The organism is Monashia sp. HAY1-2A (genome assembly GCF_056755315.1).
This window is the reverse complement of record NZ_JBNDHY010000383.1, coordinates 1-277: the sequence shown is the minus strand read 5'-3', so window position 1 is coordinate 277 and position 277 is coordinate 1. Positions and strand designations below refer to the sequence as shown.

1 pseudogene is annotated in these 277 nt (G+C 61.4%); it reads left to right on the top strand.

Going from position 1 to position 277, the window contains the following annotated elements:
• Positions 1–207: pseudogene (locus ACPYOM_RS22400) on the top strand (methylmalonate-semialdehyde dehydrogenase (CoA acylating)); the annotation flags it as partial.
• Positions 208–277: the final 70 nt, after the last annotated feature.

The window sequence follows — 277 nt, the reverse complement described above, 5'->3', positions numbered from 1 at the left end:
ACCGTGGGCATGGTGGGCATCAACGTCCCCCTGCCCGTCCCGGTGGCCTACCACTCCTTCGGCGGCTGGAAGAACTCACTCTTCGGCGACAAACACATCTACGGCCCCGAAGGCGTCTCCTTCTACGCCCGCGGCAAAGTCATCACCTCACGCTGGCCCGAACCCACCCACGCCTCCGGAGCCTCCTACAACTTCCCCTCCAACTAGCGGCACGGCCCGGCACAGAAGAAAGAATCGCTGCAATGACTGATGTTGAGAACAAGCTGATCATTGGCAC